Annotated in this window: 21 protein-coding genes; 10 read left to right on the plus strand and 11 right to left on the minus strand. The window is 67.2% G+C overall.

Features of this window, described 5'->3' with window-relative positions; genetic code table 11:
* The first annotated feature begins 7 nt into the window (after window positions 1–7).
* The 7 genes from N8I74_RS04175 (at window position 8) to N8I74_RS04205 (ending at window position 10816) form a co-directional block, all read left to right on the plus strand.
* Window positions 8–1111 carry an efflux RND transporter periplasmic adaptor subunit gene (locus tag N8I74_RS04175; protein WP_263125670.1) on the plus strand — a complete coding sequence of 368 codons (1104 nt, stop codon included), beginning with the start codon at window positions 8–10 and terminating at the stop codon, window positions 1109–1111.
* On the plus strand, window positions 1108–4212 hold the full coding sequence (locus N8I74_RS04180; protein ID WP_263125671.1) for an efflux RND transporter permease subunit: 3105 nt from the start codon (window positions 1108–1110) through the stop codon (window positions 4210–4212). Before N8I74_RS04175 ends, N8I74_RS04180 begins: the two co-directional genes overlap by 4 nt.
* 16 nt (window positions 4213–4228) lie before the next feature.
* A complete protein-coding gene (locus tag N8I74_RS04185; protein WP_263125672.1) occupies window positions 4229–5551 on the plus strand; it encodes a TolC family outer membrane protein in 1323 nt (440 codons plus the stop codon).
* Window positions 5552–5927: 376 nt separating this feature from the next.
* The gene (locus tag N8I74_RS04190; RefSeq protein ID WP_263125673.1) at window positions 5928–6254 is read left to right on the plus strand and encodes an H-NS histone family protein; all 327 of its coding nucleotides are present in this window, start codon (window positions 5928–5930) and stop codon (window positions 6252–6254) included.
* A gap of 199 nt (window positions 6255–6453) precedes the next feature.
* On the plus strand, window positions 6454–8580 hold the full coding sequence (locus N8I74_RS04195; protein WP_263125674.1) for a UvrD-helicase domain-containing protein: 2127 nt from the start codon (window positions 6454–6456) through the stop codon (window positions 8578–8580).
* Window positions 8581–8674: 94 nt separating this feature from the next.
* Window positions 8675–10348: a tetratricopeptide repeat protein gene (locus N8I74_RS04200; protein ID WP_263125675.1), complete on the plus strand. Its 1674-nt coding sequence runs from the start codon at window positions 8675–8677 to the stop codon at window positions 10346–10348.
* Window positions 10349–10516: 168 nt separating this feature from the next.
* Window positions 10517–10816 (plus strand): STAS domain-containing protein, encoded by a 300-nt coding sequence (locus N8I74_RS04205; protein WP_263125676.1) that lies wholly within the window; start codon window positions 10517–10519, stop codon window positions 10814–10816.
* 10 nt (window positions 10817–10826) lie between these two features.
* Here N8I74_RS04205 and ntrC read toward each other — a convergent pair whose 3' ends face one another.
* The 10 genes from ntrC to N8I74_RS04255 all read right to left on the minus strand — a co-directional run bounded on the left by ntrC (window position 10827) and on the right by N8I74_RS04255 (window position 21267).
* Window positions 10827–12224, minus strand: a complete 1398-nt coding sequence (ntrC, locus tag N8I74_RS04210) for a nitrogen regulation protein NR(I) (protein ID WP_263125677.1) — start codon at window positions 12222–12224, stop codon at window positions 10827–10829.
* Window positions 12221–13303: a nitrogen regulation protein NR(II) gene (gene glnL / locus N8I74_RS04215; protein ID WP_308445873.1), complete on the minus strand. Its 1083-nt coding sequence runs from the start codon at window positions 13301–13303 to the stop codon at window positions 12221–12223. Before glnL ends, ntrC begins: the two co-directional genes overlap by 4 nt.
* A gap of 165 nt (window positions 13304–13468) precedes the next feature.
* Entirely contained in the window at window positions 13469–13966 is a 498-nt protein-coding gene (locus N8I74_RS04220) for a DUF4124 domain-containing protein (RefSeq protein ID WP_263125678.1), read from the minus strand.
* Window positions 13967–13995: 29 nt separating this feature from the next.
* The gene (locus N8I74_RS04225) at window positions 13996–14286 is read right to left on the minus strand and encodes a SelT/SelW/SelH family protein (RefSeq protein ID WP_263125679.1); all 291 of its coding nucleotides are present in this window, start codon (window positions 14284–14286) and stop codon (window positions 13996–13998) included.
* Entirely contained in the window at window positions 14286–14909 is a 624-nt protein-coding gene (locus N8I74_RS04230) for an HAD family hydrolase (RefSeq protein ID WP_263125680.1), read from the minus strand. The genes N8I74_RS04225 and N8I74_RS04230 overlap by 1 nt, the downstream gene beginning before the upstream one ends.
* A gap of 49 nt (window positions 14910–14958) precedes the next feature.
* Complete coding sequence (locus tag N8I74_RS04235; RefSeq protein WP_263125681.1) at window positions 14959–16434, minus strand: GGDEF domain-containing protein; 1476 nt, start codon at window positions 16432–16434, stop codon at window positions 14959–14961.
* A gap of 431 nt (window positions 16435–16865) precedes the next feature.
* Window positions 16866–17756 carry a DUF6999 family protein gene (locus N8I74_RS04240; RefSeq protein WP_263125682.1) on the minus strand — a complete coding sequence of 297 codons (891 nt, stop codon included), beginning with the start codon at window positions 17754–17756 and terminating at the stop codon, window positions 16866–16868.
* The gene (locus N8I74_RS04245; RefSeq protein ID WP_263125683.1) at window positions 17753–19642 is read right to left on the minus strand and encodes an iron-containing redox enzyme family protein; all 1890 of its coding nucleotides are present in this window, start codon (window positions 19640–19642) and stop codon (window positions 17753–17755) included. Before N8I74_RS04245 ends, N8I74_RS04240 begins: the two co-directional genes overlap by 4 nt.
* A 1-nt stretch (window position 19643) precedes the next feature.
* Window positions 19644–20498 (minus strand): fatty acid desaturase family protein, encoded by an 855-nt coding sequence (locus tag N8I74_RS04250; RefSeq protein ID WP_263125684.1) that lies wholly within the window; start codon window positions 20496–20498, stop codon window positions 19644–19646.
* Window positions 20488–21267, minus strand: coding sequence for a sterol desaturase family protein (locus tag N8I74_RS04255; protein WP_263125685.1), 780 nt, complete (start codon window positions 21265–21267; stop codon window positions 20488–20490). Before N8I74_RS04255 ends, N8I74_RS04250 begins: the two co-directional genes overlap by 11 nt.
* A gap of 217 nt (window positions 21268–21484) precedes the next feature.
* Between N8I74_RS04255 and N8I74_RS04260 the strand changes: the two genes are divergently transcribed.
* From N8I74_RS04260 to N8I74_RS04270, 3 genes are all read left to right on the plus strand, one after another.
* Complete coding sequence (locus N8I74_RS04260) at window positions 21485–22702, plus strand: DUF805 domain-containing protein (RefSeq protein WP_263125686.1); 1218 nt, start codon at window positions 21485–21487, stop codon at window positions 22700–22702.
* Between the two features lie 108 nt (window positions 22703–22810).
* The gene (locus N8I74_RS04265) at window positions 22811–23548 is read left to right on the plus strand and encodes an alpha/beta hydrolase (RefSeq protein WP_263125687.1); all 738 of its coding nucleotides are present in this window, start codon (window positions 22811–22813) and stop codon (window positions 23546–23548) included.
* Between the two features lie 103 nt (window positions 23549–23651).
* Entirely contained in the window at window positions 23652–24905 is a 1254-nt protein-coding gene (locus N8I74_RS04270; RefSeq protein WP_263125688.1) for a 6-phosphofructokinase, read from the plus strand.
* A 45-nt stretch (window positions 24906–24950) separates the two neighbouring features.
* Here N8I74_RS04270 and miaA read toward each other — a convergent pair whose 3' ends face one another.
* The gene (miaA, locus tag N8I74_RS04275; protein ID WP_263126714.1) at window positions 24951–25901 is read right to left on the minus strand and encodes a tRNA (adenosine(37)-N6)-dimethylallyltransferase MiaA; all 951 of its coding nucleotides are present in this window, start codon (window positions 25899–25901) and stop codon (window positions 24951–24953) included.
* Window positions 25902–25938 lie beyond the last annotated feature (37 nt).

Below are 25938 nucleotides of genomic sequence, written 5' to 3' on the forward strand. Positions count from 1 at the left end.
AATCAAGATGAACCGCATATCATGGTCTGTCCCCACCGGTACGTTGCTGCTGGCCCTGTCGCTGGCGGGCTGCGGCAAGCCGCCGCAGGAAAAGGAAGCGCTGCGCCCGGTGCGGGTGATGCAAGTCGCCGCGCCGGGGGCTGCCCCCGGTGTGGAATTGAGCGGCACGGTACGTGCCGACGTGGAGACACCGCTGGCGTTCCGCATCGGCGGCAAGCTACTGGAGCGTCAGGTGGAGGTCGGTGCGGTGGTGCGGCGCGGGCAGGTCATCGCCCGCATCGACCCGCGCGACGTGGCGCTGGGCGCCACTGCCGCCTCGGCCGAAGCGGCCGCCGCCGCGGCACGGCTGGCGCAGGCGAAGATGGATTACGAGCGCGCGCAGCAGTTGTTCTCCCGCAAATTCGTGAGCCAGGCCGAGGTCGACAACCGCAAGACCGCGCTCGATGCCGCGCAGGAGGCGGTACGGCAGGCCAATGCCCAGCGCGTGTTGGCGCAGAACCAGGCGAGCTATGCCGCCTTGACCGCCGATGCCGATGGCGTCATCACCGAGGTCGCCGCCGAGCCGGGGCAGGTGTTGGCCGCCGGCCAGCCGGTGGCGACGCTGGCCCGCAACGGCCTGCGCGAGATCGCCGTGAACGTGCCCGAACAGCTGCGCGGCTCGGTCCAGCTGGGTCAGCCGGTGCAGATCCGGCTGTGGGCGCTGCCCGGGCAGACACTGAAGGGCCGGATCTCCGAATTGTCGCCGGCGGCCGATCCGGTGGCGCGCACCTACCCGGCGCGGGTGACTTTCGATGGCGGCGGCGAGGGCGTGCAACTCGGGATGAGCGCCAGCGTCACGATCGCGAACGGCAGCGTGGCCGTCGGCAAGGAGGTGCGTGTACCGTTGACCGCCCTCTTTGGCGAGACCGGACGGCAGCAGGTCTGGCGCTTTGACCCGGCGCAGGGGGTGGTGCGCGCCATGCCGGTCAAGGTACTGGGCGTGGCCGACGAGGCGGCGCTGGTGAGCGGTGTGCCGGTCGGCGCGCTGGTGGTCACCGCCGGCGCGCATCTGCTGCGCGAAGGACAGCAGGTCAAGCGCCTGGCCGAGCGCAGCCAGGGGGCCGGCGCATGAACGAGCATCAAAACCATCCGGCGGCCTATGCCACGCATTTCAACCTGTCGGCATGGGCATTGCGGCATCGCTCGCTGGTGCTGTACCTGATGATCGTGCTGTCGCTGGCCGGCCTGTTGTCCTATTCCCGGCTGGGGCAGAAGGAAGACCCCGAGTTCACGTTCAAGTCCATGGTGGTGCGCGCGTTCTGGCCCGGCGCCTCCGCCAGCGAGGTGGAACGGCAACTGACCGATCCGCTCGAGAAGTCGTTGCAGGGCATCACCACCATCCAGTACATGCGCAGCTATTCACGCGCCGGCGAGGCGCTGATCGTCATCAGCCTGGAGGAGTGGATCCGCGGCCACCAGGTGGAGGGCGCCTGGTACCAGATCAGGAAGCGCGTCAACGACCTGCAGCGCAGTGGCGGTTTGCCGCAGGGCGTGGCGGGCCCGTTCTTCAACGATGAATTCGGCGAAACCTTCGGCAACCTGTACGCCTTTACCGGCGACGGGTTCACCATGCCGGAGCTGAAGCGCTACGTGGAAGGCGTGCGCCAGGAGCTGCTGCGGCTGAAGGATGTGAACAAGGTCGAGCTTTTCGGCGAGCAGGCGCAGAAGATCTATGTGGAATATGCCTCCGCCAAGCTGGCGGCGCTTGGCGTATCGCCGCTGCAGATCAATGACGTGCTGGCGGCGACCAACGCACTGTCGGCTGCCGGCGTGGTCGAGGGCCGCGACGAGCGGGTGTTCCTGCGGGTGACCGGGAATTTCGACGCGGCGGCGCAGGTCCGCGACACGGTGCTCGACATCGGCGGCAAGCGCTTCCGGCTTGGTGACGTGGCCAATGTCTACCGTGCCACCATCGATCCGCCCGAGATCGGCATGCGCTACATGGGTCGCCCGGCGCTGGGGCTTGGCGTCTCGATGAAGCGGGGCGGCGATGTGCTGGCACTGGGCGAGCAGCTGGACACCACGCTGGCACGGATCAAGAGCGACCTGCCGGTGGGCGTGGAATTCCATACGGTGTCGAACCAGCCGGCGGTGGTGAAGAACGCGGTCGGCATTTTCATGCGCTCGCTGCTCGAAGCCGTCATCATCGTGCTGGCGGTGAGTTTTCTGAGCCTGGGCTGGCGCACCGGCATCGTGGTGGCGTTGTCGATTCCGCTGGTGCTGGCGCTCACCTTCCTTGGCATGCAGCTGGCCGGCATCGATCTGCAGCGCATCTCGCTGGGGGCGCTGGTGATCGCACTCGGCCTGCTGGTCGACGATGCCATCATCGCGGTCGAGATGATGGCGCTCAAGCTGGAGCAGGGCTGGGACCGCTTCAGCGCCGCCACCTTCGCCTATTCCAGCACCGCGATGCCGATGCTGACCGGCACGCTGATCACCGCGGCGGGCTTCCTGCCGGTGGGGCTGGCCAAGTCCAATGCCGGCGAATACACCTTCTCGATCTTCGCCGTCGTCGGCATCGCGCTGATCCTGTCGTGGATCGTCGCGGTGGTGTTCACCCCGTACCTGGGCTACCAGCTGTTGCCCGAGAAGATGAAGCAGCACACGCACGACGTGTATCAGGGGCGCTTCTACCGGCGGTTCCGCAGCCTGGTCACCTGGTGCATCACCTGGCGCAAGACGACCATCGGCGTCACGGTCCTCGCGTTCGTGCTGTCGATGGTGCTGTTTTCCACCGCGGTGCAAAAGCAGTTCTTCCCGGCGTCGAGCCGGCCCGAGCTGATGGTCGATCTGTGGCTGCCCTATGCCGCGTCGTACGAGGCCACCGAGCGCGAGGCCAAGAAGCTCGAAGCGATCCTGATGCGCGATCCGGATGTGCAGAGCGTCACCAGCTATATCGGCACCGGCTCGCCGCGCTTCTACCTGCCGCTCGATCAGCAGCAGCCGAACCTGAACTACGCCCAGCTCATGGTGATGACCAAAAGCGAGAAGGTGCGCGACAACGTCTACCGGCGGGTGGCCAAGCTGTTCACCAATGATTTCCCGCAGGTGCGTGGCCGCGTCACCCGGCTGGAGAACGGTCCGCCGGTGGGTTATCCGCTGCAGTTCCGGGTGCTGGGCAAGGACCCGGCCGTGCTGCGCCAGGTGGGCGAGCAGGTGGCGGCGGTGATGCGCAGCAACCCGCATGCCCGTGAAGTGCATTTCGACTGGGGCGAAAAGGTGAAGGTGCTGCGCATCCACGCCGACCAGGACAAACTGCGTGCGGTCGGGCTGACCACCCAGCAGCTGGCGCAATACCTGCAGCTGGCGGTCTCCGGCGTGACCGCCACCCAGTACCGCGAACACAACGAGATGATCGACGTGGTGGCGCGGCTGGTGCCGGGCGAGCGTGCCTCGCTCGCCGCGGTGCGCAACCTGCCGGTGAAACTCGCCAACGGCGCCACCGTGCCGCTGTCGCAGCTGGGCGAGGTGCGGCTGGAGGCCGAGGAAAGCCTGATCTGGCGACGCAACCGGGTGCCCACCCTGTCGGTGCGCGCGGATGTTGCCGGCGCCCAGCCGCCGGACGTGGCGACGGCGCTGCAACCGGAAATCGATGCATTGGCCGCGAAACTCCCGGCCGGTTACCACATCGAAGTCGGCGGCACGCTGGAGGCGTCCAAGGTCGGGCAGCGTTCGATCTCGGCGGTGATGCCGTTGATGCTGCTGGTGGTGACCACGCTCTTGATGATCCAGCTCAACAGCATCCGGCTGACGGTGATGGTGTTGCTGACGGCGCCGCTCGGGCTGATCGGGGTGACGATGACGCTGCTGTTGTTCAATGCGCCGTTCGGCTTCGTGGCGCAGCTCGGCGTCATTGCGCTCTCCGGTATGATTATCCGCAACTCGGTGATTCTGATGGACCAGATCAAGCAGGACATCAGCCACGGCCACGATCCGTGGACCGCCGTGATCGAATCGGCGGTGCGGCGCTTCCGGCCCATCATGCTCACGGCCGCCGCGGCCATCCTGGCGATGATCCCGCTGACCCGGGATACCTTCTGGGGGCCGATGGCGATCGCCATCATGGGCGGGCTGTTCGTCGCGACCTTGCTGACCCTGTTGTTCCTGCCTGCGTTGTACGTGGCCTGGAACCGCGTTGCTCCCACCCCTGCGCCGGCGCAGGGAACCCATTGAAATTCAGGGGATTTGCATGAAGAAGACCATGATCGCCGCAGCGCTGGCCCTGCTGGCGCAGGCAGGCGCGGCGGCGGACCTGCTGCAAAGCTGGCGTGCAGCGCAGCAGTACGATGCCACCTACCAGGCGGCGCGCCATGCGCTCGACGCGGGGCGGGAAAAGAACAACCAGGCACGCGCGTTGTGGCTGCCCAAGGTCACGCTCGATGGCTCGGCCCAGAAAAGCCGCGAGCAATACCATGCGGGCAGCGAGACGCTGCCCGATAGCTCGGCCAACGGCGAACAGTACAGCGCCGCGGTCTCGGCGGCGCAGCCGATCTACCGTGCCGATGTGATGGTCGGCTCGGACCAGCTCAGAAAGCAGGCCGACCTTGCCGAGGTGCAGTTCCGCGACGCCGAGCAGCTCCTGATCCTGCGTACGGCGCAGGCGTATTTCGAAGTGCTGGCGGCACAGGAGCGGGTGCAGCTCGCGGTCTCGCAGAAGGAGGCGATTTCGCAGCAGCTGGCGCAGGCCAGGAAATCGTTCGAGGTCGGTGTGGCCACCATCACCGACACCAACGAGGCGCAGGCACGGTATGACGCGATCCTCGCCAGCGAGATCGCCGCGCGCAACGATCTGGAGATCAAGCACAACGCCTTCCAGCTGCTGACCGGCCTTGACCCGGCTGCATTGGCCACCATCAGCGAGGACCTGCGTCCCACCGGGCCGCAGCCCGCGGCGCTGGAGTCGTGGGTGGAGCGTGCGCAGAACGAGAACCTCGCGGTCAGAAGCCAGGGGCTCAACCTGGACATCAGTCGCCGCGAGATCGACCGTTACCGCGTCAGCACCGCACCCACGCTGGACCTGGTCGCCAAGTACGGCAACACCTGGGCCAGCGAGGAGCTTTCCCGCTCGGGCGGGCGTGACCGCACCGAGAACACCACCATCGGCCTGCAACTGTCCATTCCGCTCTACACCGGCGGCGAACGCAGCTCCAAGTATCGCGAGGCGATCGCCAACCGCGACCGGGAAAGCCTGACGCTGGAAGCGGCCAAGCGCGACAGCGTCAAGCAGGTGAAGCAGGCTTTCCTTGGCGTGCAAAGCGGGGCGGCGCAGATCGAGGCGTTGGAGCAGGCGCAGAAATCCAGTCTGTCCTCGCTGGAATCGACCAAGCTGGGACGCGAAGTGGGCGTGCGGACCACGGTGGATGTCCTCGACGCCGAGCAAAAGTACTATCAGACCCGATACGATCTGGTGGTGGCGCGCTATCAATACCTGTATGCACGGCTGCAGCTGGCCTATGCGGTGGGTGATCTGGATGAGGCGGACCTGCTCGAAGTCAATGAGTGGTTGCAATAGCCGACTGGTGCATTGGATAAAAAAGCCCGGAATGCCGGGCTTTTTTTATTTCCGGGAGCAGTGGATTGTGGCACCTGTTTGCAACAGCAATTGGCAATACGTTGCCGGCCCAAAGCCGCAGGCGCGCCGTATCGTCCATGCCCGATCCGGCACCTGGATGGCCGGGATGCAATCGCCAGGCCAAGGATGGATGCCGCCTGCGACGGGATCAGGACGCAGGCTTGCATTTGGCCTACACTGCACTGCGTGAATATCTACCGGAATGGTTGCCGAATCGGAATTCGCCCCGCCTTGTCTGGGCAAATAGCCCGGCGCATAATGCGCGCGTGGTTTTGCAAGAATCGATCGTCACCCGACATTCTCCAAGGAGAAAATAATGGATTTGTCCTCGCTCAGCCTGCCGCAACTGTATCAACTGCAAAAAGATCTCGACCGCGAGATTGTCCGCCGCAAGGAAACCGATAAGCAGGATCTGCTGAACCAGTTGCAGAACCTCGCTGCCGCCAAGGGATTCTCGCTCAATGAAGTGTTGGGCCTGGACAAGAAAGGCGCCAAGAAGACCACCGCCGCCGCGCCGGCCACCAAGGCCCAGTTCCGCAATCCCGCCGATCCGAACCAGACCTGGTCCGGCCGTGGCCGCAAGCCGCAATGGGCATTGGATTGGATCGGTGCCGGCAAATCGATTGACGATCTGCGTATCTGAGGTGCGCATCGCGATCAAGGGCAGCCCATGGGCTGCCCTTTGTTTTTTAGGGCCATCCGCCGTCGGCATGGCCGGTCTTGCGCCTTCGCGGCAGCGCACCGAGCGCCGCACACCGGCAACCGACCTGCGCACGCCTTTGCGGTCGGGGAACGCGCCCTAGTACAATCGTTCGGTTTGCACTTCCTAGCGGCGGCTCGCCATGTCCCATCCCCTTACCGCCTATCTCAACCCGCAGCAGGCGCTGGCCGTGCAGCTGCCGGACGAGCACGCGCTGATCCTGGCTGGTGCCGGCAGTGGCAAGACGCGCGTGTTGACCACGCGGATCGCCTGGCTCTTCGCCACCGGCCGGGTGGGCCCGGCCGCGCTGCTGGCGGTCACGTTCACCAACAAGGCTGCCAAGGAAATGCTGGCACGCATCACCGCGATGATGCCGCTCAATCCACGCGGGCTGTGGATCGGCACCTTCCACGGGCTGTGCCACCGGATGCTGCGGCTGCATCATCGCGATGCGGGCCTGCCGGCCACCTTTGTCATTCTCGACAGCCAGGATCAGTTGGCGGCGGTCAAGCGGGTGCTCAAGGCGCTCACTCTGAACGAAGAGCGCTATCCGCCCCGCGCCGTGCAGCATTTCATCAACGGGCACAAGGAAAACGGCGTGCGTGCCGCGCAGGTGCAGGCGCGCGACGAATACACGCGTCATCTGCAGCAGGCCTATCTCGAATACGAGGTGCAATGCCGCCGTGAAGGCGTGGTCGATTTTGCCGAGCTGCTGTTGGCAAGCTATGAATTGCTGCAAGGCAATGAGGCGTTGCGTGCCCATTACCAGCAGCGTTTCAAGCATATCCTGGTCGATGAATTCCAGGATACCAACCGCCTGCAATACGCCTGGCTCAAGCTATTGGCCGGGCCGCAATCGTCGTTGTTCGCCGTGGGTGATGACGATCAGTCGATTTACGCTTTCCGCGGCGCCAACGTAGGCAATATGCAGGATTTCCAGCGCGATTATGCGGTGCGCCATGTGATCCGGCTGGAACAGAATTACCGCTCGCACGGCAATATCCTTGAAGCGGCCAATGCCGTGATCAGCCACAACCGGGAACGGCTGGGCAAGAATCTGTGGACCGAGGAAAGCGCGGGCGAACCGATCCGGGTATTCGAGGCGCTGAGCGACCATGGCGAGGCCGACTTTCTTGTCGACGAGATCGGGCAATTGCGGCGCGATGGCATCGAACTGGGCGATGTGGCGGTGTTGTATCGCTCCAACGCGCAATCGCGCCTGATCGAGCATGCATTGGTCCAGGCCGGCCTGCCCTACCGGGTCTATGGCGGACTGCGTTTTTACGAACGGCAGGAAATCAAGCACGCGCTGGCCTATCTGCGGCTGGTGGCCAATCAGGAAGACGACAGCGCCTTGCTGCGCATCATCAATTTCCCCACGCGTGGCATCGGCAACCGCACGCTCGACATCCTGCAGGAAACCGCGCGCGGCACCGGCACCAGCCTGTGGCAGGCCGCCTGCTCGGGCGGGGCCGGCCGCAGTGCGGCCGCCGTCGGCCGGTTCGTGCAGCTGGTCGAACGGATGCGCCAGCTCGGCCAGGGCATGCCGCTGCCCGAACTGGTCAGCCTGGTGCTCGACCAATCGGGGCTGCGCGAGCACTACCGCAGCGAGAAGGAAGGCGAGGAGCGCCTTGCCAACCTGGACGAACTGATCAACGCCGCGGCCGGTTTCGTCTCCGAGGACGAGAACGACCTGCAGGCCTTCCTGGCCAATGCCAGCCTGGAGGGCGGCGAACACGAGGCCCGCCCCGGCGAGACCGCGGTGCAGCTGATGACGGTGCACGCCGCCAAGGGGCTGGAGTTCCACAGCGTGTTCCTCACCGGGGTGGAGGAAGGGTTGTTCCCGCACGAGAACAGCGTCAGCGAACCCAAGGGCCTGGAGGAGGAGCGTCGCTTGATGTATGTGGCGATCACCCGGGCACGCCGGCGCCTGTATCTGTCGCTCGCGCAAAGCCGGATGCTGCATGGCCAGACCCGCTATTCGATTGCCAGCCGCTTTCTCGATGAAATCCCGCAGCAGCTGCTCAAGTTCCTCAACCGCGGCTACGCCCCGCAGACCTTCGCCGCCCAGGCCACGGCCCCGGCACGGGCCCAGGCTCCCGCGCATGGGCTGGCGCTGGGCATGAGCGTGCGCCATCCCAAGTTCGGCATCGGCGTGGTCACCGACCATGAGGGGGGCGCCACCGGCAACGTCCAGGTCAATTTCCGCGAGCATGGCCCCAAGTGGCTGGCCGTGGCCTACGCCAAGCTCGAACCGTTGCCGGACTGAGGCGGGCGGGGTGATACGCAGGCAATCCCCCGCAGCGCGGCGGATCGCGGAATAATGTGCTGAAGTTGAAGCGGACTGGAACAGGAACGCCCTTATGGCTGAACAGGCTCCCACGCTGGCCGGTTGCCGCGCGCTGATCATCGATCGCGCCAGTGAGATGCGTTCGGCGCTGGGCCAGGGGCTGAGTGCCTGTGGCGTCACCCAGATCGACTACGCCATGCGCATCAGCGACGCGCTGGCACGGATCAACCAGTCCGGATACGACGTGGTGCTGTGCGAATACGATCTGGGCCAAGGCTTCGACGGCGTGCACCTGTTCGAGACCTGTCAACGGCACCAGCTGCTCAAGCCTTCGGCCATCTTCATGGTGGTGACCGGCGAGCGCCGGCTGGCCCAGGTGATGAGCGCTGCCGAGCTTGCGCCGGATGGCTATCTGCTCAAGCCGTTCTCGGGCGGCGAGTTTGTCGCCCGCATCGAACGGGCGCTGGGGCGCAAGGGCCGCTTCCGGCGCATCGACGACGCGGTGCGTGCGGGCGACTACCTGGCTGCGATCGCCGCGTGCGACAAGGCAATCGCCGATGCGCCGCCCGACATGATCGATTTCCGGCGCATGAAAGGCCGGCTCCTGGCCCAGGTCGGCGAGCATGCGGCCGCACGCGATCTGTACCGCGAGCTGCTCGCCGAGCGCGATGCCCCGTGGGCGCTGCTGGGGCTGGGGCGCGCGCAGTTCGCGCTGCGGCAGTTCGACGAGGCGCGCCTGTGCTTCCAGCAGGTCAGGGAGGCGCACGAACTGGTGATCGAAGCCTACGACTGGCTGTCGCGCACGCTGGCGGCCCAGGGCGATGCCAAGGCGGCCCAGGCCGTGCTGCAGGAGGCGGTCAGGCGCTCCCCACTGGTGGCGCAACGGCAGCGTGCACTGGGACGGCTCGCGCATCGCAATGGCGACCTGGCCGGCGCCGAGCAGGGCTTGTCGCAGGCGATCGAGCTGGCCCGCAATTCGTTCTGGCGCGACCCGGCGGTGTATGGCGAGCTGGCGCGCATCCAGCTCGAACGCGGCGACCTGGGCGCCGCCCGCCGTACCGGCACCCGGCTCAAGCATGATTTCCGCGGCGATGTCGCGGCCGACGTGGTGGTGCAGCTGGTCGACGCCGCTGTCTCGCAACAGCTGGGCGACGACAACAAGGCCGAACGCGACAAGGCCCGCGTGCTGCTCACCCAGGCCTGCGAGCAGCTGGACGGGTGGGTCGATGCCCCGGCCGGCGTGTTGCTGGAGGCGGCACATGCCTGCTGTGCCGCACGCCTGCGCGACCTGGGCGAGGGCTATATCCGCAAGGCGCTGCGCGCCGATCACGACAATCTGGAACTGGTCGCCAGCGTCGAAGGCCTGTTCCAGGCGCTGGGTGACGCCGAAGCCGGCCGTGCACTGATCGCCGCCGCGACGCAGGATATCCTGGAGCTGAACAACCAGGCGGTGCGTGCAGCGCAGGCAGGCGATCTGGCGGGCGCCGCCGAGCGCTTCGTGCAGGCGCTCGGTTCGCTGCCGGGCAATGTCCAGGTGCTGCTCAACGCGGTGCATGCCATCCTGGCACTGGTCAACCGCGACGGCTGGCATCCGCAGTACATGGTGCTGGCCGAGCAGTACCTGGTGCGGGCAAAGCAATTGGACCCGGCCAACGGCCGTACCCGGCAGTTGATCGATGCATACCGCCGTACCCAGCGTCGCTACGGTGTCGACGCCCCCACTGCCGCCGGCGATTTGGCGGCCTGAACCTGATTGCCTTACAGTAAAAGCCTGCGGTCCGGAACGTGCGCCTGCCGGCGGCGACAGGCAAGGCTGGTGGCGTTGAACCGGACGACCGCATGCAAGGTCGGATACCGGCAGCCGGTGCGGCAACCGGCGCAGAAGTTTATTTCACCTGCAACAGGAGACACATGCATGCAAGCCCAGTGGTCGATCGAATCGACGTATGCCTGGATCAAGCTCACCGGCAACTTCACGTTTGAAGGCCACCGGCAGTTCAAGGAGGCGACGACGGCCGTGCTTGCGGCAAAAGGAGTCGAGACCATCGAGATCAATTTTGCCAAGGTCGACTACCTCGATTCCGCGGCGCTGGGCATGCTGCTGCTGCTCAACGAGCGTGCCGGGGAACGCAGGATCGTGCTGACCGAGGCCACCGGCACGGTGCGCGCCGTGCTCGATATCGCCAACTTCGGCAAGCTGTTCGAGATCCGCTGAGCCGGGCGGCTCACACGCTGTCGTCCAGCCCCAGTTCCTGGATCTTGCGCGTCAGCGTGTTGCGGCCCCAGCCCAGCAGCTCGGCCGCTTCGATGCGCTTGCCGCCGGTGTGCGCCAGTGCGCGCTCGATCACGGTGCGCTCGAAGGCCGGCACGATATCGTCCAGCACCCGGGCTTCGCCGCGCGCCAGCCGTGCCCCGAGTTCCGCGGCCAGCAACAACTTCCAGTCCCCCCCGCCGGTCGGACCGGCCGCGGCGGGTTCCTTGATCTCCGGCGGCAGGTCGTCCGCCTTCACCGTCGCCCCGGGGGCCATCACCGTCAGCCAGTGGCACAGGTTTTCCAGTTGCCGCACATTGCCCGGGAAGGCAAAGCCGGCAAGCCGGGCCATCGCGTCCTCGGACAGGCGCTTCGGTTCCACCCCAAGCTCCGCCGCCGATCTGGCGAGGAAATGGCGCACCAGCAGCGGGATATCTTGGCGCCGCTCGCGCAAGGGCGGCAGACGCAGCCGGATCACGTTCAGCCGGTGGAAGAGATCCTCGCGAAAGCCGCCGGCCTTGACCCGTTCCTCCAGGTTCTGGTGGGTGGCGGCAATCACGCGCACGTTGGCCTTGAGCGGTGCATGTCCGCCCACCCGGTAGTAGAAGCCGTCCGACAGCACCCGCAGCAGCCGGGTCTGCAGCTCGGCCGGCATGTCGCCGATCTCGTCCAGGAACAGCGTGCCGCCCTCGGCCTGCTCGAAGCGACCTTGCCGGCGTGCCTCCGCGCCGGTGAAGGCACCGCGCTCGTGCCCGAACAGTTCCGATTCGAGCAATTCCTTCGGGATGGCCGCGGTATTGATGGCCACGAAGGGCTTGCCGGCGCGCGGGCTGTGGCGGTGCAGCGCACGCGCCACCAGCTCCTTGCCGGTACCCGACTCGCCGGTGATCAGCACGGTGGCCGCCGACTGGCTCAGGCGGCCGATGGCGCGGAACACATCCTGCATCGCCGGCGCCTGCCCCAGGATATCGGGGGCGGCGGGCGCTGATTCGGCCTGCCCCTGCTGGCGCCCGCCTTCGGCCAATGCACGCTGCACCAGGGCCACCGCAGCATCCACATCGAACGGCTTGGGCAGGTATTCGAACGCGCCGCCCTGGAACGCGGCCACTGCGCTTTCCAGATCGGAATGCGCGGTCATGATGATGACCGGCAGGCCGGGGTGCTCGCGCTTGACGATCTCAAGAAAGCCCAGCCCCGACTCCCCCGGCATCCGGATATCGCAGACCACCGCCTGCGGCATCCCGTGTGCCATGTTTGCCAGCGCCTCGGTGGCCGAGGCAAAGGTCTGGTGCGCGATCCCTTCGCGCTGCAGTGCCTTTTCGAATACCCACCGGATGGAGCGGTCATCGTCGATGATCCAGACAGTGCTCATGCGTGATCCTTGGCATGCGGAAGGGCCGGCCAGCCGTTGAGTGGCAGGTGCAGCGTGAAGCAGGTGTGCCCCGCACGGCTTTCGAACTCGACCGTGCCGTGGTGCTGGGTGATGAAGGTATGCGCCAGATGCAGCCCGATGCCGGTGCCACCGGGCCGGCCGGAGACCAGCGGATAGAACAGCGTCTCCTTGAGCGATTCGGGAATCCCCGGGCCGTTGTCGACGATCTGCACCATGATGGCGAGCGCAAAGCGCCGCCGGTTGAGCGTCACCTGCCGCGCGATCCGGGTCCGCAGCACGATCTCGCCGACCCCCGCCATCGCCTGCACCGCGTTGCGCACGATATTGAGCGTGGCCTGGATCAGTTGCTCCCGATCGCCGATCAGGTGGGGCACGCTGGTGTCGTAGTCCCGCTTGACGGCCAGGCCATTGGGTGTTTCCGCCAGCACCAGGCTGCGTACGCGTTCGAGTACCTCATGCACGTTCAGCTCGGAGAGCCGTGGCAGCCGGTGCGGTGTCAGCAGCCGGTCGAGCAGGGTCTGCAGCCGTTGCGATTCCTCGATGATCACCTGGGTGTATTCGCGCATGTGCGGCTCGGTCAGCTCGTGCTCCAGCAACTGCGCCGCGCCGCGGATGCCGCCGAGCGGGTTCTTGATCTCGTGCGCCAGATTGCGGATCAGTTCGCGGTTGGCCTGCTGCTGCGCCTGCAGCCGCTCCTCGTTGGCGATGCGCCGCTGCTGGTCGATCTGGCGGATCTCTACCAGCGCCACCGCGGTCCGGTGTTCGATCGGGCTGGCGGTGAGCGAGACATAGGCCTCACCCTGCAGCGTATGCAGCAGGATCTCGTGTTCGGTGATCGACAGGTTGTCGCGGCAGGCGGTACGCGCCGCCTGCACGATCACGTGCTCCGCTCCGAGGCAGGCTTCGAGCGGCAGGCCGATCTGCTCGTCCCGTAGGCCCAACAGGTCGGCGGCGGCCGGATTGTGATGGACGAGCGTGCCGTCGGCAGCAAGGGCCAGGATGGCGGCGTCCAACAGGTCGAGGCCGTTGAAGGCGGTAAGGGGCATGACGGTGGACATGGAAAGTGCGCTTGGCGCTTGCAAGCAATTAACGGACCAGCCACCCAGGCACGCGGCCGCTGGGCAGGCGTGGCACAGCGGGCAGCGGATGCACCATTGTAGTGCATCAATTGATGGAAATTGGTGCGGGACAGGGGGCCGCGACGGCAGGCGGCGTGGTGGGGGTCAGCGCAGCCGTGCGAGTTCAGCGGTCAGGGCGGCGACGTTCTTCTCATGTACCACCGAAGCCTCGCGCAGCCGAGTGAGGCGCTCGACGTATTTCTGCGGATTCTGCTTTTCCTCGGTGCTGCGTGTGCTTTCCGCGTCCGCCAGCGATTGGCGTGCCAGGGCGAGGGCGCGCTGTTCGGCGGCGAGCTCTTCCTGCAGGATCAGGCGGCGGTTGCTGTCGCGCGCCTTCTGCGTGGCGCTATCCACCTTCGGGAAATTGGATGGCGAGGTGGTGCTGGGGCGGCTGGCGCCGGGCAAGCCGGCCTTGGCACGCGGGCGCGGCGCCGGAATGACCGAGATGGAGTCCACATACACCCGCTGTGCGCCACGTTGCGGGATATTGGAAAACGTGACCCGCCCTTCCTCATCGACATACTTGTAGATATCGGCCAGGGCCGCAGGCGTCCAGGCGCAGAAAGCGAGCGTTGCAAGCAGCGTGAAACGACTTGATTTCATGGCGATTACCTTACCACAGCGATATGCGCTCAGGACGTCCGGCGGTCGCTGTGGCCCAGCGACCTGTCCGGTGCGATCAGATCGCGCACCTTCTGCTTGAGTTCCGCCGCCTGCGGAAAACCGCCATCGCGTTTGCGTTCCCAGACCAGCTCGTCGGCGCAGTGGATCTCGAAGATTCCACCACTGCCGGGGCACAGTGCCACTTCGGCCAGTTCCTCGCCGAAGGTGCTGAGCAGTTCCTGTGCCAGCCAGGCTGCGCGCAGCAGCCATTGGCACTGGGTGCAGTAGCGGATCTCGATCCTGGCCCCGGTCGTGGCCATCAGCAGTCCACTCCGAGCGCATGCAACCGGGCGGCGGTGGTCTGCGCGTCCAGGTGGTGGATGCCGTGCCAGCCCAGCGCGCTGGCGGCGTCGGCATTTTTCTGACTATCGTCGATGAAGACCAGTTCCGCAGGCTGCAGCGCCGGCAGGTCCTGCGCCATGCGCTGGAACAGCAGCCGATAGATCGCCGGATCCGGCTTGATCAGCTTTTCGCGGCCGGAGACGACGATATGGCGGAAACGGTGCAGTAGTGGGTAGTGTTCCCATGCATAGGGAAAGGTCTCGGCCGACCAGTTGGTCAGCCCGTACAGCGGCATGCCGGCGGCTTCGAGCCGCTCCATCAGTGCCACGCCCTCGGGCAGCAGGCCCGCCAGCGTTTCGGGCCAGCGTTCGTAGAAGGCACGGATCAGCGCTGCATGCTGCGGGTGCTCGGCCACCAGCACCGCATTGGCCTCGGCGATCGGGCGGCCTGCGTCCTGCTGCAGATTCCAGGCGGGTGAGCACACCTCGCTCAGGAAGCGCCGGCGTTCCTCGGCATCGGGAATCAGCTGGCGGTAGAGGTGATCGGGGTTCCAGTCGAAGAGAACCCCACCAAAATCGAACACGACGGCGCGGATGGGCATGATGGTGACGGTGGCCAGGGTGACAAGGCCTGCGATTGTACCGCCGCTTTCAGCCATCCACGGCTTCGGTGTCGATCACCACACGGTTGCGGCCTGCACGCTTGGCGGCATAGAGCGCCGCGTCGGCACGGCGCACCAGATCGTCCAGGTTCAGATCGGCGGGGCGCAGCGCGGTTACCCCGATACTGATGGTGACCTGCACCGCCGTGCCATCGTGCTGCACGGCGGCCCTAGCGGACGCCAGACGCAGCTTCTCGGCCACCTGTGCCGCTTCGGCAAGGGCCGTGTCGGGCAGCATCACCACGAACTCCTCGCCACCCCAGCGGGCGAAATGGTCGGTGGTACGCAGGCTCCACAGGCAGGCCCGGCTCACCGCGCGCAGGATCAGATCGCCGACCAGATGGCCGTAGGTGTCGTTCACATGCTTGAAGTGGTCCAGATCCAGCATCAGCACGCTCAGCGGCTCACCGGTGCGGCGCGCCAGCATCATCGACTCGGCGCTGCGCCGTTGCCATTCGCGCCGGTTGGTCACGCCGGTCAGCTCGTCGGTGGTGGCCATCTCGGCCAGCCGCTCGTTGGCCAGCTTCAGCTCGCGGGTGCGCGCCGCCACGTCATGCTTGAGTTCGCGCTGGTATTCCAGCAGCTGTTCGTGGCCCAGCGCCAGGTATTGCAAGGTCAGGGTCACCGAGAACAGAAACACCTGCAGATCGAAGAAGGTGACATCCGGATCGACACCGGCGAACGTACCAGTGCCCCAGGCGGTGATCGAACCGAGCAGCAGCGCGACCAGCAGCAGTGAAAACGCCACCCCTGGAAAGCGGTAGTACACGGTCACCGCCAGCAGCACCGGCAGCAGCAGCATCAGCGCATGCCCGTGCAGCAGCAGCGCGACCCCGGTGACCAGGGGCAGCGCCAGGCCCGGCCACCAGCGCAGGCGCCGCCGTCGCCGGTACCAGCGTTGCCGGTCGCGCCAGGCGACGAGGCAAGGGGTGACCAGCAGGATGCCCAGCACATTGCCGGTAATGTGCTGACCAAGCTGCAGCCCGGCCGCCGGCAGCGTCCACGGCTCGGGCATGGCCGCCCAGCAGGCGAGCAGCGCCGGTGGTATCCATATCAACGGCGGCAGCAGGCATACCCGGGTCCAGAAGAATCCCAGTTCGGACGGTCGCCGCAGCAACGGACGTTGCTGCGCCAGTTCGCGCTGGCGCCACCAGTGCGCCGCGAGCCAGGCTTGCCCGGTATCCAGCGCCGCCAGCACCAGGGGCAGCCAGCCCGACGTCGCGATGCCACCACCGAGCCGGTAGTGGCTCCAGCTCAAGGCCAGGTTGGCCGGCAGGCACAGCAACGCCCCCTTGGGGCCGAAGATCAGAAAGACCGCGATTCCGATGCCGGCAGGCAGCCAGTACGGTGGCGCCATGCCAGGCACCAGCCGCGCGGCCGAGCTGCCGACCGCTGCCAGCAGGAATGCAGCCAGCAGCACCGCGGCCAGACGCCAAGGTGAAGGGGGGGCGGGAAAGGTGGACATCCATGGCCTAAAGGCGCTGCGGAAAAGGCGCCTTCAAGCCGCAGTGTAGTGAACGCAATCCGGCGCCAAACGTGAAAAAAACGGTCGGCCGCTACGGCCGGCTTACGGTTCAACCGGTGGGGAGGGACGCCGGGCGCAGGCCCGGCTCATGCCGGCCGTTGCAACGGCGCGCGCGAAGGTGTTTTGCCGCGGGAGCAGGCTGTCTTCGCCGGTTCACGGTCTGTGCCGACGCAAAGGCAACCAACGCGGACACGCCGCCGGGCGCGTGCCCACGCTGTGATGCCTGCATCAGGCACACCGGACAAAGCCCGGCGCCGCGGTCCTGGCAGGCCGCGCCAACCGTCCTCAATGACGATGCAGCGGGTTTGCTTCGGCCGCGGACAGCACAGGGCGTATGGCAGGTGGGTGCGGCATCGGCAGAGGGGTCCGGGTCAGCCGTCCGAAGCCTGTTTCCGCCGCTGCGCCACCTTCATCCGCACCAGCACCGCGTGCAGCATCTCGGTCGACAGTCCATGCAGCACCAGCCGGTAGCCGGCGCGCAGCGTGCTCATCGGCACCAACGGGTGCTTGTTGTTCAGCAGGATCAGATGCTCGGGCTTGCCCAGCAACGTTGCCGCATACAGGCCGATGGTCTCGTCCAGCTGCAGTGAATTGGCGGCGCGCCAGAAATCGTTGTCGGTGAGGAACAGCTGGTAGACCGGGGTGAAGCATTCGATCGCGGTCTGCAGGTCGACGAAGTTGAGCCGGCCATGCGGAAAGTCGGCGAGCGCGAGCGGCGGCTCTTCGATCATGCTGAAGTCGGGCTCGGCCACCGGCACGAGCTGCTGCTCGGCAAAGCGCAGGCCCTGACCCAGCCGGATCACGAAGTTGAACAGGTTGAGGTCATGTTTGACGAAGAGGTCGTCCTTCAGATCATCGAGCACCAAGGGCTTGAGCGGTGCGGTCTCCACCGGGACCGGGGCGTTCTTCGCGATGAATTCCAGGATCTGCGCGCCAAGGTGGAAGTGGCGCATCACCAGCCAGTTGGCCTCGGGCGAGACCAAGCGCTTGAGCCCCTCGGCCAGCAGCCAGTGCAACAGGCGCGAGGCGGCCCAGCGGCGCGGCAGGACGGCCTTGATCACCTGGATCAGCACGATGGTGGCGCGGGCCAGCGGGCGGATGAAGGGCAGCAGGAACTGACGCGAGGCGCAGCTGGAATCGGCCAGCCAGGCCTGCTTCACGTGATCCGGCAGCGGCGTGCTCTGGTCAAGGTAAAGCGCAAGCCATGGGTTGGGGTCGCGCGGGTCGTGTTCGCGGGCGAGGAAGTCGGGCAGGCGCTTCATGCGGCGGACTCGATATGGTCGAACTGCATCAGGTAGAGCTGGGCGGTGCGGCGCGCGGTGGCAAGGATGGCGGCGGCGGCCTGCGGATCGACGGCGAGCACCAGCTCGACCGCGATCAGCCAGCGCGCGAGGTGATGCTCGTCGTTGGCGCCGTGGTATTCGAGGAAGCGGAACGCGGCGGGCGGCAGCGCCACCTGTTGACGCAGCAACGGCAGCAGCGCCGGCACGATGCGCTGGCCGGTGCCCTCGATGATGTAGATGGCGCCCAACAAACCGATCGGGTTCGGCGTGGCGGCCAGTGCGTGCAGGTAGGCGTTGAGCGCCTCGCCGCCTGGGTTGCGCCGCAGCGCCGCCAGCGGCTCGGTGCCGCCGGCGGCCTGGTAATCCTGGTAGAGGATCATGAAATCGTTCTGCTCGTCGCCGGCATGGGTTTCGATCAGCGCGGCCAGCGGTGCGTAGTCGCTGGTGAGCGAGCCCACCGCCTCGCGCATCCAGCGGCTGCCCTCGCGCACCTGCGGCACCCACTGCGCCGTCCAGTTGCGGTAGGCCGCCAGGTCAAAGCGCCCGGACACCAGCCTGTGGATCACCGGGCTGCGCCATACCTGGGAGCGGTAGTCCTGCCACAGGCTGGCCAGCTGCAACAGCAGCGGCTGCAACGGTTCCGGCGCGCCGGCCGGGTCGTGCGGCGCGGCGATGGCGCCTTCTGCCGGGGCGGGTGGGGTCACCGGCCGGTCCTCATGACGCGGCAACGAACGCGGCGCGTCGGCGGCTTCCACCTCCAGCAGCACGTAGGCGGCGCTGATGCGGCCCGATTCCGGGATGAAGCACAGGATCTGTTCGCCCGGCCGGATGCTGCGGGTGTCGAGGAACTCGGCCAGCATCACGAAGATGGATGCCGCGCCGGTGTTGCCGCGGCTGGCAAGGTTGCTGTACCAGCGTTCCTTCGGGATGCTGAGCCCAGCCTTGTCGAGCAGGTCCTCGACCACCGGGATGAACTTGGCCGACGAGTAGTGGCACAGAAAGTGATCGATCCGCGCCGGCTGCACCCAGCCTGCCTCGACCAGCTTCACGTATTCGTGGATGGCCACATCAAACAGGTGCGGCAGCAGGCGGATGTCCTGCCGCAGCGACAGCGCCCCGGCCGCCTCGGCCTCGCTGCAGGACGGAAAGTCGAGGAAGGAGGTGCTGCGATCCTCGGTCAGCCCCAGCTGCATGCAGACCGGATAATCGCCGGCGAAGCTCTGCTGGTGGATCCACCTGAGCTTGAGCCGCACGCCGCCGCGCCCGCTCGGCGTATCGGTCAGCAGCACGGCGCCGGCGCCATCCGACAGCATCCAGCGCAGGAAGTGGGCATCGAAATCGCTGTCGTAGCCGCGCGGCGCGAAACGGCTCTTCTTGAACATGCGCGAGGGCATCTCGGCGGCCACGGTCAGCGCCTGGCGGTGCGCGCCCAGTTCGATCCCCTGCGCGGCGTGGGCCAGCGCGGTGATGCCGGCGGCGCAGATGCCCTGGCTGGAAAGCGTGCCCATCGGCGGCGCGCCGAGTTCGCCCTGGATCATGCCGGCAAAACCCGGCATCAGCGCATCGCCGCCGCTGGAGCCCACCGCCAGCAGCGACACGTCCGCCAGCGTCGCCTGCGCGCGGTCGAGGCAATCGCGCACCGCGGCAGCGGCGAGCGCCGCGTGCGACATCGTGGTGCTGCCGTCCGGCGCGATCGCGTAGTGGCGGGTGGCAATGCCGTTCTCCGCCAGGATGCGGGCCTTGATCCGGCCGGAAATGCGGTTGAGCGGCGCGATATAGGCATCCATCTCGGCGTTGGCAATGGCCGGGCCGGGCAGGTGGTAGCCGGCGGCTTCGATGTAGACGCGGTCGAACGCGGTAGGCATGTCAGGTTTCCTCGTGGCGCATCAAGGAGCGGCTGCGCCAGCGCGGCACCACGACGCTGGCGATGAAGGTGCGGAACATGTAGGGCACGAGCGGCCCGGCGTTGAGCGCCGGATGCAGCCGTGCGCGATAGCTGCGGTGCAGCGCGGGCAGTTCGGACCAATGCACCCGCGGATGCTCGTGGTGGGCCGTATGCAGGCCGATGTTGAACAGCAGCGGGTTGACCCAGCCCTCGAAGTTGCGCGCGTAGTCGAGCCTGGAGCGGCCATCGGCGTGCGCGTGCTGCAGATAGTTGGTTGCCAGCAGCCAGTGCAGGCCATGCAATTGCGGGATCAGCACCAGCAGCAGCCACTGCCGCCAGTCCAGCCAGGCAAGGCCCGCCCACAGCGCCGTCACCAGCGCGTACTGCAGCAGGCAGTAGCGCCAGGCGCCCGGGTGGTGCCGCCGCAGTCGGGAAAGCCAGCCAAGGAACAGCGGATACAGCACCCATACCGCCTGGAACGGGTGGGCAAGGTAGCCCCACAGGTGGTTGCTGTCGCCGCCGAAGCGATAGGTGCGCGCCACGTCGCGCGGGCCATGCCGGTAGCGGTGATGGTTGGCGACGTGGGCCGGGTAGAACACGAAGGTCGGGTGGCCCTGCAGCAGCGTCAGCCACAGGTCGGTCAGCCGGTTCAGGCGCCGGCCTCGCCACATCCGTCGGTGCGTATGGTGGTGATGGATCACGCCGATGCCCAGCGTGAGGAACAGCGTGACGGCGTAGGCGAACGGATGCCAGCCGTACCGCCACTGCCACGCCACCAGCACCGGCAGCGCGACGAGGTAGGCGACGGCCTGCCAGTCGCGCCGGTTATGCAGCATCGCGGCCCTGCTGCTGCTGGCGCCAGGCGGCGATGCGGGCGGCGGCGGCATCCGGCGGCAGCGCGGTGCCGCACAGCCGGTCCATGAACGGGAGCATGAAGCCGTAGTTGCCGGTGAAACAGGCGTGATGCAGGTGGTGGCGCCGTGCGCCGTTCAACCACCAGCGGTCGTGGTGCGCATCGGGCAGGAAGTCGTAGTTGGAGTGGCCGATGCTGTTGAACAGCAGGCTGAACAGCGGCACCGATGCGAGGGCCCACACCGAGAAATCGTGGAGCAGCATCGGCAGCAGGATCACATTGCCCAGCATCAATGCCTCGACCGGATGAAAGCTGTAGGTTGCCCATGGCGTCACCACCACCGAGCGATGGTGCGGCGTGTGGAAGCGCCGCAGCCAGCGCGTGTGCAGCAGCCAGTGGTTGAGATAGAAGTGCACCTCGTTCCACACCACCAGCACGGCGATCTCGACCGCGGTGCGCCACCATGGCGGATCGACGGCGAGCCGCGCCCAGCCCAGCTGCAGCAATCCCCACGGGAACACCATGCCGCAGCCGAACAGCAGGATGGATGAGGTCGATTGCATCAACTCCCGGCGCATCTGCCCCGGTGGTACCGGGCGCGGATCGAGTGTGCCGCCATGGCCGATGGCGGGCAGCAGGTGGCGGCTCAGCAGTGTGTTGACCAGGCCGAAGGCGACATAGATGCCGCCGAAGAAGGCGCAGCCGGCCAGCATGATTTGCCACCAGGGGGCGGCCAGGATGAATTCGCGCATCGACAGAATGTTTTTTGAGGATCGGCTGGTTCTACCACGGGCGCGGCAAAGCGCGGCTGCGCAGCTGCCGGACGTAAGCATGTTCCGGTTTTTTGTTGCAATGGCAGCCGATGGGCTACGGTGGTCGGTATTTACGCTGCAGCCACGGTTGCTACTTGCTTATACCTGAATCTTTATTTAATTTTGCCCGCCTGTCGATATGCCGATGGAAACCCGTATGCGCGATGCGGTCCGCCTGATCCTGACCGGAGAAATCCTGCCCGGCTTTGTCCGGGACGATGTGCACGCCAACCTGGCGGCGCTGCTCAAGCTCGACGCCGAGCGCAGCCGCCGCCTGCTCGATGCGGCGCCCACCGTCATCAAGCAGCAGCTGCCGCAGTCGCAGATCGACACCTATCTTGCGCTGCTGCGGCAGGCGGGCGCGGCGGTGAGGGTGGAACACCTGGACGGCCGGCCATGGCGGCAGCCGCTGGCCGATACGGCCTTCCCGGCGCTGTTCGACGAGATCCAGCCGCAACCGGCCCGGCCGACGGCACAGGCGCCACAGGCGCCACAGGCTGCGGCGCTCCCCGGGCCGGTGCCTGCCGCACCGGAACCGGCTGTGCTGGCGCTGGCCGACGCCGCGGTGCCCGAGAGCATCAAATGTCCCGCCTGCAACCTGGAGCAGCACAAGCGCACGCTGTGCTCCGGTTGCGGGACCGACATGCCGCGCATGCTGGCGGCGCAGAACCAGGCCCGGATCGAAGCGCGGCAGGCACAACCGGCGGCAGGTGGGCCGCGCACGGTATCCGGGCTCAGGCCCGGCGAGGCGACGCAGCCGGGGATCGACGAGACACCCCGGCTGTTCGGTCTCCAGCTGACCGGCCGGCTCGGCCGGATGCGCTATCTGGCCTACGGCATGCTGCTGGTGCTCGCCCTGGTCCCGATCACGCTGGTGTTCTCGCTGGCGTTGCTGTTCCTCAAGGGCTTCTGGGTGGTGTTCGGCATGGCCTGGCTGTGGCTCTTCATGCGGCTGGTGGTGTTCCGGCTGCACGACATCGGTCTGTCGGGCTGGTGGGGCGCGGCGGGGCTGGCGCTGCCGCTCGTGGTGCTGCTGATCGACACGCAGATCGGCAGCATCGTATCCATGGTGGGGCTGGTCGGCTCGATGGGGCTGTGCCTGTGGCCGGGCGATACAGGTCCCAACCGCTTCGGCCCGCCGGCCGAACCGCCGACCATGCTGATCAATGTGCTCGCGGTGGTCGGGTTCATCGCCTCGCTGCCATCGATGTCCTGGCTGATCCAGAACGAGCACGTCATGCTGCCCGGTGCCCGGCAGGGCACGTACAGCGACGCCGAACTTGCGCAGATGGTGCAGACGATGCGTGCGCAGGGCATCGAGATCACGGTTGACGAGCTGCGCGCCCAGATGGCCAGCCAGGCCCAGAGCCGGTAGCCGCGGTGGCCGCCGTGACGTGATGCCGCTGTTGCCCCATGCGCCATGCCGCATTGGCGCCGCGTGCCCGCTGGCGTATCGTCCCGGGGATCGACCGGGGAGGACGGCATGCGTACCAGTGAGGTGAGGTTCGACGACGACGGCGTGCCGCTGGCAGGCAGCTGCGATCTGCCCGATGCCGGCGTGGGGCGCGACATCCTGCTGCTGCAGCATGGCTTTACCGGACACCGGATCGAACTGGCGTACTACTTCGTCGACCTGGCGCGGCGGCTGACGGCGGCCGGGATCACGGTCTACCGCTTCGATTTTCGCGGCTGTGGCGAGAGCGGCGGGCGTTTCGAGGACATCACTGTGGCCGACCAGGCACGCCAGGTGGGTGCCCTGCTGGCCTGGCTGCGCACGCGCCATCCCGATGCCAGGCTGCACCTGGCAGGCTTCAGCATGGGGGGCTTGGCCGCCGCGCGCGCCGCGCAGGGGGCGGCACTCTCGTCGCTGACGCTGATTGCGCCCGCGGGCAACCTGGGCGAACTGGTGGAGCGGGCCTGCGCCGCTGGCATCCCGCTGGCCGACGGCTGCGTCGATTTCCTGGGCCTGCGCATCGGCGGCGCCTTGCGTCAGGAGCTGGCGGAACTCGACCCCGAGGCCGGGCTGGCGCGGATCGCAATGCCCACCCTGGTGGTGCATGGCGACCAGGACGCCGCGGTGCCACCGGCGACCGGACGACGCTTCGCCGCACGGATTCCCGGTGCCGGATGGTGCGAAGTGCGCGGCGCCGACCACGTGTTCGGCAATGGCGAGGCCCGCGCAGCGCTCGCCGCCGCCATGGTGTCCCACCTGCACGCGTGAGCCGGCAGGGCGAGCGTGGCGCGCCCCTGGCGGAAACTCCCGATGCCGCCGATGTTGCGCTGCGCAAAACTATTCGTTATCGATCGCAGCGAGAGGCAGGCCCATGCCCAGGAACGCGTTGTATGCCCAGTCCGGCGGCGTTACGCCGGTGATCAATGCCTCGGCCGGCGGCGTGATCGCCGCGGCCCGGCGCCATCCAGACCGGATCGGTACCATGTTCGCGGCGCAGAACGGCATCCTTGGCGCGCTGGACGAGGTGCTGATCGATACCGCGCAGCTCACCGAGACACATCTGACCCAGCTCAGGCATACCCCCGGCGGCGCGTTCGGATCATGCCGGCACAAGCTCAAGCACGGCGCCGAGCTGAAGCGGCTGTTCGAGCTGTTCGCGGCCTACGATATCGGCTACTTCTTCTACAACGGCGGCGGCGACTCGGCCGATACCTGTCTCAAGGTGGCCGAGTTCGCCCAGTACCACGGCGTCGACCTCACCGCCATCCATATCCCCAAGACCATCGACAACGACCTGCCGCTGACCGATTGCTCGCCCGGCTTCGGTTCGGTGGCCAAGTATGTGGCCACGTCGGTGAGAGAGGCGGGGCTGGATACCGCGTCGATGGCGGCCAGTTCCACCAAGGTGTTCATCCTCGAAGTGATGGGCCGGCATGCCGGCTGGATCGCAGCTGCAGCCGGGCTTGCATCGAGCGACGCCGCCAGCCCGCCGCATCTGATCCTCACGCCCGAGGTGCCGTTCGAAGCGGGGCGCTTTGTGCGGGCCATGCAGGAGACCATCGCCCGTGTCGGCTACTGCGTGGTGGTGGCGGCCGAAGGGGTCCGCGATGCGCAGGGGGTGTATCTGGCCGAATCCGGCGCCACCGATGCATTCGGCCATGTGCAGCTCGGTGGCGTGGCGCCGGTGCTGGCGGGGCTGGTCAAACAGCACCTGGGCTACAAGTGCCACTGGGCGGTGGCCGACTACCTGCAGCGCGCGGCGCGCCACCTGGCGAGCGCCACCGATCTGGCGCAGGCCATCGCGGTGGGCGAGCACGCGGTGAGCTATGCGCTGGGTGGGTTGCGCAGCGTGATGCCGGCCATCGTGCGCGAGGACAACGAGCCGTATCGCTGGCGCATCGAGCCCGTGCCGCTCGCCGAGGTGGCCAACCGCGAAAAGCCATTGCCGCTCGAATTTCTCAACGGTGACGGGCTGCACCTGTCGCCACTGGGGCGCGAATACTTCGCCCCGCTGATCCAGGGCGAGGTGCCGCCACCCTATCGCGACGGGCTGCCGGACTACCCGCGCTGGCAGTTCGTCACCGGCGCCAAGCGCCTGCCCGCGTTCGACCCAGCGCGTGGATGAGCTTTTGAAAACACCCCACCAGATCCTGAAACACCGTTTCAAGGTTCAGGGTCTGAGGGTGCCAAGGTCCAGGGTTTGCGCGAGTGCGTCCTGGGTCAGCGCGCGTACCCGCGTCACCACCTGCGCTGGCAGGTCAGGGGTGAGGCAGTCGAGCGGGGTCACGTCGTCCATGCCGCGCAGCCAGGTCAGCTGGCGCTTGGCGAGCTGGCGGGTGGCGAAGATGCCCTTGTCGCGCAGCGCGGCGGCGTCGATGTCCCCGTCCAGGTATTCCCAGGCTTGGCGATAACCGACGCAGCGCATCGATGGCAGATCCGGCGACAAGGCGTAGCGTTGGCGCAGCATCCGCACCTCGTCCACCAGCCCCTGCGCCAGCATTGCATCGAAGCGGCGTGCAATGCGGTCGTGCAGCGCGGCACGTTCGCCCGGCACCAGGGCGAGCTTGTGCAGCGCATAGGGCAACGGCGCGCCCGCCGGCCCGGCCAGCAGCGCCGACATCGGCCGGCCGGCAAGCAGGCAGACCTCCAGCGCACGTTCGATGCGCTGCTGATCGTGGGGCTGCAGCCGGGCCGCGGTCGCCGGATCCAACTGTGCCAGCCGCGCATGCAGCGCCGGCCAGCCCAGGCGTGCCGCATCGGCCTGCAGCGCGCCGCGCAGCGCCGGGTCGGCCTGCGGCAGATCGTGCAGACCGTGCTGCAGCGTGTTGAAGTAGAGCATGGTGCCGCCCACCAGCACCGGCAACCGGCCGCGTGCGCTGATCCGGGCCATCAACCGCAGCGCATCGTCGCGGAACTGCGCGGCGGAGTACGCCTGCTCCGGGCTGATCAGGTCGATCAGGTGGTGTGGGGCGCGCGCCAGTTCCTCAGCGCCGGGCTTGGCGGTGCCGATGTCCATCTCCTTGAACACCAGCGCCGAATCGACCGAGATCAGCTCCACCGGCAGGCCGGCCTCGACCAGCGCGATGGCGCAGGCGGTCTTGCCCGAGGCGGTCGGGCCCATCAGGAACAGGGCGGGGGGCTGCCGTCGCCGGTGCCGG

This window comes from Chitiniphilus purpureus, from assembly GCF_025642115.1.
GTDB lineage: Bacteria > Pseudomonadota > Gammaproteobacteria > Burkholderiales > Chitinibacteraceae > Chitiniphilus > Chitiniphilus purpureus.

What these genes read in the sequence shown, in the direction of transcription:
- N8I74_RS04200 (WP_263125675.1), top strand. Translation starts at nt 8,675, where the DNA reads ATGGCTGAACAGGCTCCCACGCTGGCCGGTTGCCGCGCGCTGATCATC.
- N8I74_RS04230 (WP_263125680.1), bottom strand. Translation starts at nt 14,909, where the DNA reads ATGCCCATCCGCGCCGTCGTGTTCGATTTTGGTGGGGTTCTCTTCGAC.
- N8I74_RS04270 (WP_263125688.1), top strand. Translation starts at nt 23,652, where the DNA reads ATGCCCAGGAACGCGTTGTATGCCCAGTCCGGCGGCGTTACGCCGGTG.
- N8I74_RS04195 (WP_263125674.1), top strand. Translation starts at nt 6,454, where the DNA reads ATGTCCCATCCCCTTACCGCCTATCTCAACCCGCAGCAGGCGCTGGCC.
- N8I74_RS04260 (WP_263125686.1), top strand. Translation starts at nt 21,485, where the DNA reads ATGCGCGATGCGGTCCGCCTGATCCTGACCGGAGAAATCCTGCCCGGC.
- N8I74_RS04220 (WP_263125678.1), bottom strand. Translation starts at nt 13,966, where the DNA reads ATGAAATCAAGTCGTTTCACGCTGCTTGCAACGCTCGCTTTCTGCGCC.
- N8I74_RS04255 (WP_263125685.1), bottom strand. Translation starts at nt 21,267, where the DNA reads ATGCGCGAATTCATCCTGGCCGCCCCCTGGTGGCAAATCATGCTGGCC.
- N8I74_RS04250 (WP_263125684.1), bottom strand. Translation starts at nt 20,498, where the DNA reads ATGCTGCATAACCGGCGCGACTGGCAGGCCGTCGCCTACCTCGTCGCG.
- N8I74_RS04265 (WP_263125687.1), top strand. Translation starts at nt 22,811, where the DNA reads ATGCGTACCAGTGAGGTGAGGTTCGACGACGACGGCGTGCCGCTGGCA.
- ntrC (WP_263125677.1), bottom strand. Translation starts at nt 12,224, where the DNA reads ATGAGCACTGTCTGGATCATCGACGATGACCGCTCCATCCGGTGGGTA.
- N8I74_RS04185 (WP_263125672.1), top strand. Translation starts at nt 4,229, where the DNA reads ATGAAGAAGACCATGATCGCCGCAGCGCTGGCCCTGCTGGCGCAGGCA.
- miaA (WP_263126714.1), bottom strand. Translation starts at nt 25,901, where the DNA reads ATGGGCCCGACCGCCTCGGGCAAGACCGCCTGCGCCATCGCGCTGGTC.
- N8I74_RS04180 (WP_263125671.1), top strand. Translation starts at nt 1,108, where the DNA reads ATGAACGAGCATCAAAACCATCCGGCGGCCTATGCCACGCATTTCAAC.
- N8I74_RS04175 (WP_263125670.1), top strand. Translation starts at nt 8, where the DNA reads ATGAACCGCATATCATGGTCTGTCCCCACCGGTACGTTGCTGCTGGCC.
- N8I74_RS04190 (WP_263125673.1), top strand. Translation starts at nt 5,928, where the DNA reads ATGGATTTGTCCTCGCTCAGCCTGCCGCAACTGTATCAACTGCAAAAA.
- N8I74_RS04205 (WP_263125676.1), top strand. Translation starts at nt 10,517, where the DNA reads ATGCAAGCCCAGTGGTCGATCGAATCGACGTATGCCTGGATCAAGCTC.
- N8I74_RS04225 (WP_263125679.1), bottom strand. Translation starts at nt 14,286, where the DNA reads ATGGCCACGACCGGGGCCAGGATCGAGATCCGCTACTGCACCCAGTGC.
- N8I74_RS04240 (WP_263125682.1), bottom strand. Translation starts at nt 17,756, where the DNA reads ATGAAGCGCCTGCCCGACTTCCTCGCCCGCGAACACGACCCGCGCGAC.
- N8I74_RS04245 (WP_263125683.1), bottom strand. Translation starts at nt 19,642, where the DNA reads ATGCCTACCGCGTTCGACCGCGTCTACATCGAAGCCGCCGGCTACCAC.
- glnL (WP_308445873.1), bottom strand. Translation starts at nt 13,303, where the DNA reads ATGTCCACCGTCATGCCCCTTACCGCCTTCAACGGCCTCGACCTGTTG.
- N8I74_RS04235 (WP_263125681.1), bottom strand. Translation starts at nt 16,434, where the DNA reads ATGTCCACCTTTCCCGCCCCCCCTTCACCTTGGCGTCTGGCCGCGGTG.